Source organism: Psychroserpens sp., assembly GCF_045105015.1.
In the GTDB taxonomy this organism is placed as follows: Bacteria; Bacteroidota; Bacteroidia; order Flavobacteriales; family Flavobacteriaceae; genus Psychroserpens.
This window is the reverse complement of the sequence record NZ_JBGCCX010000073.1, coordinates 1-10,825: the sequence shown is the minus strand read 5'-3', so window position 1 is coordinate 10,825 and position 10,825 is coordinate 1. Positions and strand designations below refer to the sequence as shown.

The window sequence follows — 10,825 nt, the reverse complement described above, 5'->3', positions numbered from 1 at the left end:
TAAGACTCAAATACATTATAATTAAAGCCTCAGCATTAAGTTGAGGCTTTTTCCATTTTTATATTTAAAAGAAAAACAAATGAAATATTCAAGACTCACTAAAGAACAATTTGAAGAATTGCATCAAGAGTTTATTAATTTTTTAGCGACACAATCTATTACTGCTCAAGAATGGTCAGATATCAAGACTAATAAGCCTGAAGTTGCTGAACAAGAGTTAGATGTGTTTAGTGATTTGATTTGGGAAGGCGTATTGTCTAAGGTTGAATACTTGGAGCATATTTCACCTCAACAAATGCATTTGTTTCACTGTACAGAAAAACACATGCGATTGATTTCACTAAAAATTAAAGCTTCAGATATTGATATAACAACTACAGAAGGTTATGCTTGGTTTAGAGATAATTTATTGTCTGATGATGTAGAATTCTTTACTGCTAAAAAAGAGTATTCGGAGACTAAAAACCAAGATAAATTTAAATTAGTGTCTGAAGGAGCAAGCATAACCAAAGGTCAGTTGTACCAATATTTTGAAAATTTGGTAAGTAAATAAGTTGCTTTGTTTATTCGTATCGCAATGACTCAATAGGGTCAAGTCTAGCTGCTTTATTTGCAGGATATGAACCTGATATTACTGCGACTACAAATGTAATGATGGAGGCAGCGATCATAGCTGACCAAGGAATTACAAATTTAAAGTCTACAATTGCCGCAAATCCGAAGCCGAGGAGAATACCTAAGATGATGCCTAAAAGACCACCTAGCTGACCTATGATTATGGTTTCAATAAAAAACTGAAAGGCTATTGTGCTTCGTTTTGCACCTAAAGCTTTTCTTACTCCAATCTCTCTAGTGCGCTCTGTTACAGAGACTAGCATCATGTTTAAAAGCGCGATTGTAGAGCCGAAAATAGTGATAATACTTATAATCCAGGCAGCAGTTTCTAAAACTCCTGTAATTGAGCCAATTCGGTTAATAAGATCATCGCTTCGCTCTAAACCGAAGTTGTTTTCTTCAACAGGATTTAGTCCTCTAATATTTCTAAACAATAAAATGGCTTCATCTTGTGCGCCTTCAAGCATATCTTTTTTGTCTGTTTTTACGCTTAAACTATAATTGATATTAGGATTAGTAAAAATAGTACGTGCTTTTTGTAGCGGCATAAAGATTCTTAAATCTTGATTATTTCCAAAAGTTGCGCCTTTTTCTTTTAAAACACCAATCACTTTAAATTTAGCGCCTCTAACACTAATCGTTTTGTTAATTGGATTAACGTCATTAAGTAGCGCTTTTCTAAGGTCACTTCCTATAACGCAAACATTGTTGCTATTTTGTACGTCAAAGTAGTTGAGGTCTCTTCCTAAGTCGACTTCAAGGCCAGAGTTTGTGATGTAATTTTCATTAATTCCTAAGATTTGTACCTCAGGATCTGTTTTTTCATTTTCATATTTTACCTCAGCTCCAAAAGTACCGATAAAAGAAATAGATGTTTTTGTAAACGGAAAGGTATATTTTTCTTCAAAATCTTTCACATTCCTATAACTAATTATAGGATTTATTTTTTGCCTTTCACTTCTTCGCTGTGTATTGAACTCATAACGCTGGATATTAAACGTATTTGCACCCATTGAGGAAAAATCACTAGAAATTGTGTTTTCAAGAGCCGAAACAGCACTTAATATTCCAACTAGGGCAGTAATACCAATAGCTATGATTAAAATGGTGAGGATTGTACGAAGTAATTGACTTTTGATAGAATCAAATGCAATTCGGATATTTTCTCTAACTAATGAAAACATAATACACTTTAAAAGTTGGTTGTGTTTTAATGTAAGACTACAAAACACCTATAAAGTTACTATAAAAATGAAATAACTTTCGACTGCCTATGAAATTTATAATATTTTTGTGATAATTTATGATTAATCATATGTGATTTTACTCATTTCAGAATAAAATTCACTTCAAATCGACTTCTGTCTTTACAGAACATATTATGGCACAAAAACCAAGCATTCCAAAAGGTACAAGAGATTTTAATCCTCAAGAAGTTTCAAAACGAAACTATATTTTTAATGTGATTAAAAGCCAGTTTGAACTATTTGGATTTCAACCTATTGAAACACCAAGTTTCGAAAACTCGAGCACATTGATGGGGAAATATGGAGAGGAAGGAGATCGTTTGATTTTTAAGATTTTAAATAGTGGTGATTATTTAAGTAAAGTTGATGAGAATTTATATGCTTCGAAGGATTCCAATAAGATGACTTCTAGTATTTCAGAGAAAGCACTTCGCTATGATTTAACCGTTCCTTTTGCGAGATATGTTGTGCAGCACCAGAATGAAATTGACTTTCCGTTTAAACGTTATCAAATTCAACCCGTTTGGAGAGCAGATCGACCACAAAAAGGTCGCTTTAGAGAGTTTTATCAATGTGATGCAGATGTTGTTGGAAGTGATTCGCTTTGGCAAGAAGTTGAGTTTGTTCAACTTTACGATGCTGTATTCACTGCTTTAGGATTAAAAGATGTAACTATAAAAATTAATAATCGTAAAATTTTATCTGGAATTGCTGAAGTGATAGGTGCTCAAGATAAACTTATAGACTTTACAGTTGCTTTAGATAAATTAGATAAAATAGGAGAGGAGAAGGTGAAAACTGAAATGTTAGATAATGGGATTCCGCAGTCTGGTATTGATAAATTACAGCCTCTGTTTAATCTGAAAGGTGATTTTGGTTCTCAAATTAAGGAATTGAAATCTATTTTAAATGCTTCTGAAGAAGGCAAAAAAGGCATTGAAGAATTGGAATTTATAAATCATGGGATTGAATCACTGAGTTTGCAAACAGCTTCACTTCAATTAGATGTTACACTTGCTCGTGGATTGAATTATTACACTGGTGCTATTTATGAGGTTTCGGCTCCCGAAGGTGTAAAAATGGGATCTATTGGAGGAGGAGGTCGTTATGATAATCTTACTGAAATTTTTGGTAAACCTAATACGAGTGGTATTGGTATTAGTTTTGGTTTAGATCGTATTTATCTAGTTTTAGAAGAATTAGGATTATTTCCAGAGACTGTTTTAGACACGACCAAAGTATTGTTTATCAATTTTGGAAATGCTGAAGCAATGGCTAGTATGAAAGCTATCAAACAACTTCGTGGATATGGTGTTCGAGCAGAATTATATCCCGATCATAAGAAGACCATCAAGCAATTTAATTATGCTAATAAACGAAATATTCCTTTTGTGGTATTATTAGGTGAATCTGAAATGAATTCGAATACTTTTACTTTAAAAAACATGAAGACTGGAGATCAAAATTCACTCACTTTTGATGAGATGCTAAAAACTTTGCAATAAATAAAAAAGCCTCAAATTTCTTTGAGGCTTTTTAAATAAGTTAAGTTTAAGGTAGATTTGGGTCTATTATTTTACTAAAACTTTCTTGGATACTGAACCGCTTGCAGTATTTATTTTTACAATGTAAGTTCCAGAACTTAAATTCTTAACTTCATATTCAGAATAGTCCAGTTCTGAAATATCTTTTATAGTGTGAATCGATTGTCCAACAATATTGAATAATTCGATAGACTTTACTTCTTTAAAATTAGGGTTTAATAATATTAAGCTTTCAATGTCATTTGAGTAGAATACTTCTAATGCGCTTAATTCTTTATTATCATCAACGCTTAAGGTATCGTCTGCATCTCTAAATGTCATTTCAAATCTATCTAGGTGCTCGCCTGCATCAAGATAAATTTCATAATCACTTTCTCTTAGATTGTGATAAGTAGCATTTTGAATGTCATGGATAAATATATCCATATCGTTTGGTACATTTTCAAGAGCATTAATACTAATTGTATTTACACCTTGAGTATCTGTAATAATACCTAATGGATATGTTGTATCAATTTCGACATCATCACTACCTTGAATGATGTATTTTCCACCATCAATCATCCAATACATATCATCTATTTGAGATTCATTTACAATACCATCGTAACCTAAATCTACAGCTGTAGTAGCATTAGGGTCGATTGTTAATAATAATTGACGATTAATTTCATTCACTGTATAAATACCAATTCTAAATTTCATTCTTGGGTCTGCAGAAGTTTCTGTTTGACTATTGGTAGCCATTAATTCACTGTTTCTTATGAACACTGAGCTTCCTGCTAATGAACCATCTTCTTTTTGGAATTGTCGTTGGTCATTTTCAAAAATAATTTGTCCTCCTGTATTAGCATCAACAAAGAAACCTTGACTAACCGGAATATATCTTCCAGGTGTTTTTCTAGCTCCGCCTGTGTTATTAACTCCAGGAACTGGAACACCTAATGTTACAGAAGGAGTGCCTCCAGATAAATTCATTTGAGCATAACCACCTTGGTATTGAGATAAGATATGATTTCCACCGCCCCAATGTTCCCAGAAATATAATGTTCCAGTAGTTACACCAAGGTTGTCATTAATAAATTCAACAGCATCGATAGCAGAAGGGTAAGGGTTTCCAACTAAATAATTGTTTCCAGCATTAATAGTTAATTCAATATCTCCATTATTTGGTTTACCTCTAAAGACATAGTTTTGATCTTCATCTAGGTCTCCTGTTCCAGGACCTTTCATGGTGAAACCTTCACCAGCGAAAATAGTACCTGTACTTCTTGTATGTTGCCATGCTGAGTAATCTCCATCAGCTAAGTTAGAGAATGTCCACACCCAGTAATCAGCAATTCTCAATGGAGACGAAGTACCATCATAGCCACTAGTGTTAAATCCAACATTTTGTAAAACATCAGTTAAGCTATATCTAAATTCGTTTGTAGCAGCATCAGTTTGTCCAACTGGAGAAGACCAATAATTATAAGTGTACGTATCAGCTGTTCCTTGTTGATCGCGTTCTAAACGCCCTGTTCCACCAACAATTAAGTCACTATCTTCATCTTGTATTAATTGCGACTCTCCTTCAAGATCAATAGTTCCGTCTAGAGTTAAATAATGAGTTACTGTAAGTCCGTATCCTGTATTTGTAGTAGCATCGGTAATACCACTAACTTCTAATTCATTGCTATCAACCATTAATCCTAACACTTTTCTGTTTCCATCTTTGCCAGAAGGTAAATCAGAGTCATCATCAATTGTAATATTATGATTTGTTCTTACAATATTCCAGTCAACAGTTTGTGAATTACTAACAATTGAAGTTGTTCCTGGAATTGTTTGTAATGTTCCGTTTTGCCAAGAGCTTTGTGTATCCCAATCACCATTTTGAGTTGACTCATAAGGTAATGGAGCAGTTTGTCTATCGACTGTGTTTAGATTTCTTAGAGCACCTTGATTTAAATTACCTGAGGCATCCTCTGTATTTGTATAAGTGTATATAGACATTGGATAATAACCAGCAAGTTCTGACCATGGAATGGTAGCAATTTCATTTTTAGTTATTGAAGTAGGTAGTACTTTACCAGCAGTTATACCTGCATTGTCTTCAATCTCTTGATTCATTATAAATCTGAGTTGATTCGGAGTTAGTTCAGTATCCCATACTCTTACTTCATCAATATTTCCTCTAAAATGCTGTACAGGAGCATTTTTTCCTGCTGCTGCAATGTAGAATGATTCATCAGTTTCACCAGGAGGTGTTCTGCTTTCTGATCCTGCTTCAATACCATCAATATATATTGTTACTGTCGATCCATCGTAAATAGCAGCCACATGGTGCCATTCATCATCAGGTATTCTAGTAGTAGGTGAAATAATTTGAGCCGGACCACCATTTTTCCATGAGAAGTGTAATCTATTATTATTTAAAATTCTAAAGTCATAACCTTGAGTATAAGAAACGTCCCTTTTAGAAATAATAGATTTAGTACCAGAATCGGCAGCATCTCTTTTAATCCATGCAGAGATCGTAAACTCGTCTGGATTTAAGTCTAAAGCATCTTCCATATCCACATAATCAACAACTCCATCAAAATAGATAGACCGTTCAACTTCAACTTGAGGAGCATAACCAAATGTGATATACTTTGTGCCATCAAAATCATAGTCTGTTTCAAGATTTCCGTTCCCATCATCTCTCATAATTCTGTAATCTGCAGTTGGGTCAAATACTCCAGTGCTAGAAATGAACATGTAAAAACTACCAGGAGGATCGATATTTCTAATCGCATCAATTGGAATTCTAACCTTAGCTGTTGGAATATCTCCACCATTTTCAACAACCTTCCATACTCTTTGCATAGCAACAAAACTTACAGTAGTTGTTAATGCAGGTGAGATGCCTGAACTCATGTTAACAAATTCTTCTCCTGCAGCAGAATTAAGATTAGCACCATTATTACCCCATACTAAGTATTCTTTATCATTAAGGGATGTTGCATTATCAGATTGGTTTAATTTATTAGTATCATAAATATCAGTTAAGCCAATTGTTAAAATACCTTGTGTTCTGTTTGTTTCAGGGTCAGAATCCATATCATCATTGGCATTATTCACACTTCTTGATTGTTTTTGATTTAATTCAGAGGCATCATCTCTACCAATACCTGCAATATCATAGTTGTAACCGACATTTGCAGATTGATCCCAGATAACTGTACCATCACTATCAACATAGTCTTGAGTTGTACCATTTACACCAAGTGTAATACCATATTTAATAGCTAAATAAGATTCTATTCTATTGCGTTCTTCAGTTAGATTTGCGTCATCTTTTCTTGCCGAATAGGTGATAACCTCAGCAACTCTTGCATTTAAAGATGCTTCCCAGCCTTCACTGCGTCCAATCCACCATCTAGAATCGTTTGCATTATCGAATTCAATAGTGTCATTTTGATAATCTTCTATATCATTAGCATTATAATATAATTCTTGTAGACTATTTCCTGTATTATTTCTTGTGTTTATGATACCAACATTATTATAACTAGCACCACCAGTCTGGGCAACACCATAACCATCATTAGGGTCATTGTCATATGAATCGTAAGCATAACAAATTACTTCATTATCTACTCTACCAGTATAATTACCAAAACCAATACCTGTTGCATCAGTAGCTGCACTGCCTAAGACTGCATCACTACAAAAGACATCCATAAAACCAAAATTACGATTGATTGGTGTGTCATCTGGAATAATAACAAGAAAAATATCTTGAGTATAGAATCCAAAATCACCAGATAAAAATTCTGTTGTTGTACTGTCATGAGAATAGTCACCATCTATAGATACAGATGTATATGAATTATCAAATTCAATAACAGGATTAAAGTTTACATTTTTAGTAGTATTATCGAAATATGTAGGTCTTTGTGAGGTGTTGTTTACTCTTGCATCACTACCAAGACCTTGATCTTCCCAAGAAGACACATTTTGACCTGTAGTTAAGCTTAGCCCGTCATCAGCTTTTAGCCATAGCGCTAAATCTGAAGTTACTCCTCCAGGAGCTACAGTTGGATTTGGTTTTTCTGTTATTGTTACAAGGTCAATTGCTATATCACTTCTAGAGTCGTTAGACATATCGCCTTTTAATCTGATTTTTACTGTTTGACCAATATAACTACTTAGGTCTACACTAATAGGGATGAAAGATGAATTACTATTAGTTTGTGTATAACCTATTTGACTGAATAATACTGAGCTATAGCTAAGACCGTTATCTGTACTAATTTCAACTGTTAGATCTCCCATATAATTTGTTGTTGTACCACCACTGGTAACACTACCATACATGTGATAGAAAAAAGTTAACCTAGGATTAGTAGCTCCTGTTAAATCAAAACAAGGACTAACTAGTTGTGCCGTGTCATTTAAATTCCCTGAAGCTTCGGTGAAAATATAATAACTTCCATCATGAGCTGCATTAGGTCCTGTTCCTCCACTTGGAGTACTTGTATTGGTTCTCGACCAATCAAAATCATCAGTCACACCGTTGAGGTCTTGAAGCCATGATCCAAATCCTGATTCAAAACTTTCTGAATATGGATAAGAAGATACAGTTGTTGTACAAACACCAGGAGTAATACCATACCCTTGGATATTAAAGTAGTATGTACTTTCGTTACTATCGTTGTTTGCAATTGTAATATTTGCAGTTCTTAGACCTACAGCAGCAGGATCAAATGTCACATCAAAAGTTGTAGAACCAGAAGGAGCTACAGTAGTTGCTGGACCAGATGTTACAGTAAATTCTGAAGCATGAACACCTGCTATAGTTATTGTACCTATATTTAAAGTTGCACCACCTAAGTTTTCAATTGTGAAGGTATTTGTATGAGTTGAACCAGTTACAGCGACTGCAGGGAATTCAGTGTCATCAGTTGTACTTGGAAAAATGTCACCATCATTAATTGTATTTCCGTCACCAGTAACGTTAATTTCTGGTGAAGCCGTAAATCCTGTTCCTTCAATATTAAAGTTGTATGGGTTTTCATCACTATCATCATTAACAATACTAATTGTTGCAGTTCTTGAACCAGTAGCACTTGGATTAAACGTGATTTCAAAAGTTGTACTACTTCCACTAGAAATAGAAGCGGAAGGAATTGCAGTTACAGAAAAATCTGCAGCATTTGTACCAGAAATTGTAACATATGGTGATGACCCAGTTAAATTTAATATTGAACAACCTAGATTGTTTATTGTAAATGTATTTGCATTAGTTCCAGCAGCTACATCAACAGATCCGAAATCAGTGTCATCGGTTACAGAAGGAGTAGTGTCACCATCAGCTATAGTATTTCCAAGACCAGTAATTTCAATTTCATTACCACCACCACCAGACACATTAAAGAATACATCAACACCAACACCGGCAGAAGTTAAACTGCTGCCATCATTTGTTAACACAATTGAGCCACCAGATGTTACTGTTACATTAGCTGCGCCATTCCATGCATCTCCATAACTATCATACATAGTTATATAGTAATTATTTAAATCTTGTAAACAACCTAGATTAACAGTTGTAGAAAAATTTCCGTTACTACCATCATAACCATCATCAATAGTTGCTATTAAAGTACCACTAGGATTGTAGACTTCAACACGGTTTTCACCAGACCAACTTGGCCAGGTTACAGAAACAGATACGTTAGAGTATGATATACTAGTACCAGTTCCTTGGATATTAAAATTATAAGGGTTTTCGTCACTATCTCCATTAACAATGCTAACTGACGCTGTTCTTAATCCAGTTGCACTAGGGTTAAATGTAATATTAAAAGTTGTGCTTCCAGAGGCTGCAACAGATCCAGATGGACTTGCTGTTACAGTAAAGTCAGAAGCATTTGTACCTGAAATTGTAATTGCACCTACAGATAAAGAAGTCGTACCTATGTTTTGTATAGTGAATGTATTTAAGTTTGTTCCTGCAGAAACATCTACATTTCCAAAATCAGTATCATCAGCGGGAGTTGGAAAAATATCACCATCAGCTATTGTCATTGCATTACCTTGAATATTAATTTCTGGGCCAGCGACAGTTGTAGTAAGTCCATCTAAATTAATTATCTGTAATTCATGACTTATTGTATTCCCACTTCTGTGACACCAATGTGCAGCTTGAGTTGTTGAATTTAAATAGTAGTTTCTCCATCCTCTTGCATAAGCTTGACCACCACCACTTGTTCTTGATGAACCTATAATTAGAGCTTCATTTGTATTTGATAAACCAGCACTAGTAATATTTATATTAGTTGCGCCAGCAGAGTTTGATGTGTTTTGAAATCTTGAAACATTTAATCCAGAATTCACTAAAACATGAACAAAATGACGATTACTATTTGTGGCATTTGAATCGTGATTTGAATGAAAAGTCCAGTCTACTCTTTGATTGTTAGATCCTGGGTCAAACACTGGCCAATTATCAGCCAAAGCATCATTAGTACCACTTGTGGTCATGTCTCCTCTGTGTTGTCCAAAAATCATTGCTTGATTCCATGAACTAACATTAGTAGCAGATCCTGTACCATCAGAATTATTTCTTAAAGTAATAGTTCCTGTGTCTGATGCTGCATTTCCTGAATCACCATGGAGAACATTCCAGTTACTTCCAGTAAATTCAACAAGTGTTATATAAACAGTTACATTATTTGCATTAGACCCTTTTTGAACTCTCATAGTTGCTGCACTTTCTAAATAAGCAATTGCTGTTCCAGAGTCTGCATCTTGACTTGTAGCATTATTCATAATCCCTGTTATAAACGGGATACATTTATTAGCATTTACAATTCCTGATAAACCTTGTGTTGTACTGTTATTAGTGCCATTCAGGTTGACAGTGTATCTTCCGCGGACAATCATTTCATTATTACCGCCAGGAGGTCCTACATATTCCCATATAGAAGTATTAAATCTCATGTTTGAACCTGAGGATCCAGATTCTCTATAATAATTTAAAGTTCCTGTACCTGATAATACTCTAGCTCCTGCTAAATCATCGCCTTGAAATGTTCCTGTAGATCCGTTTGGACCTGCATGAGTTTTACGGTTGTTGTTAGGGATCGCTACTGCATTGTTTAATGATGCTACAGGTGTGAAAGAAGTATTAGTTCCTCCAGAGTTACCTACATCATCTTGTAAATGTTGGACATTAAAATCTGCTGTTTGTGAAAACAGAAATGTTGTTGATAAAAGCATACCTATAACTAGGGTATACTTTCTGAATGAAAGTGTAGAAATTTTCATAAGCGGTTAAATTTTAGTTTGGGACTAATTAATTTATGGTACAAACATATACGAATACTCCATGAAATGCAAATAAAATCGATGAAATGCATAATGTTTTTTTTAAAACATTGATTTTCA

4 protein-coding genes are annotated in these 10,825 nt (G+C 34.3%); 2 read left to right on the top strand and 2 right to left on the bottom strand.

The genetic code is table 11. From position 1 onward, the window contains the following. Positions 1 to 79: 79 nt before the first annotated feature. Entirely contained in the window at positions 80 to 553 is a 474-nt protein-coding gene (locus AB8B90_RS05725; RefSeq protein WP_405334590.1) for a DUF6495 family protein, read from the top strand. Positions 554 to 563: 10 nt separating this feature from the next. Here AB8B90_RS05725 and AB8B90_RS05720 read toward each other — a convergent pair whose 3' ends face one another. After that, positions 564 to 1,799 carry an ABC transporter permease gene (locus tag AB8B90_RS05720; protein WP_405334588.1) on the bottom strand — a complete coding sequence of 412 codons (1,236 nt, stop codon included), beginning with the start codon at positions 1,797 to 1,799 and terminating at the stop codon, positions 564 to 566. 197 nt (positions 1,800 to 1,996) lie between these two features. Here AB8B90_RS05720 and hisS point away from each other — a divergent pair, with 197 nt between their 5' ends. Beyond that, complete coding sequence (hisS, locus tag AB8B90_RS05715; protein ID WP_405334587.1) at positions 1,997 to 3,367, top strand: histidine--tRNA ligase; 1,371 nt, start codon at positions 1,997 to 1,999, stop codon at positions 3,365 to 3,367. Between the two features lie 66 nt (positions 3,368 to 3,433). On the opposite strand, the gene AB8B90_RS05710 is transcribed toward hisS, so the two are convergent. Beyond that, positions 3,434 to 10,705 carry a choice-of-anchor D domain-containing protein gene (locus tag AB8B90_RS05710; RefSeq protein ID WP_405334584.1) on the bottom strand — a complete coding sequence of 2,424 codons (7,272 nt, stop codon included), beginning with the start codon at positions 10,703 to 10,705 and terminating at the stop codon, positions 3,434 to 3,436. Positions 10,706 to 10,825 lie beyond the last annotated feature (120 nt).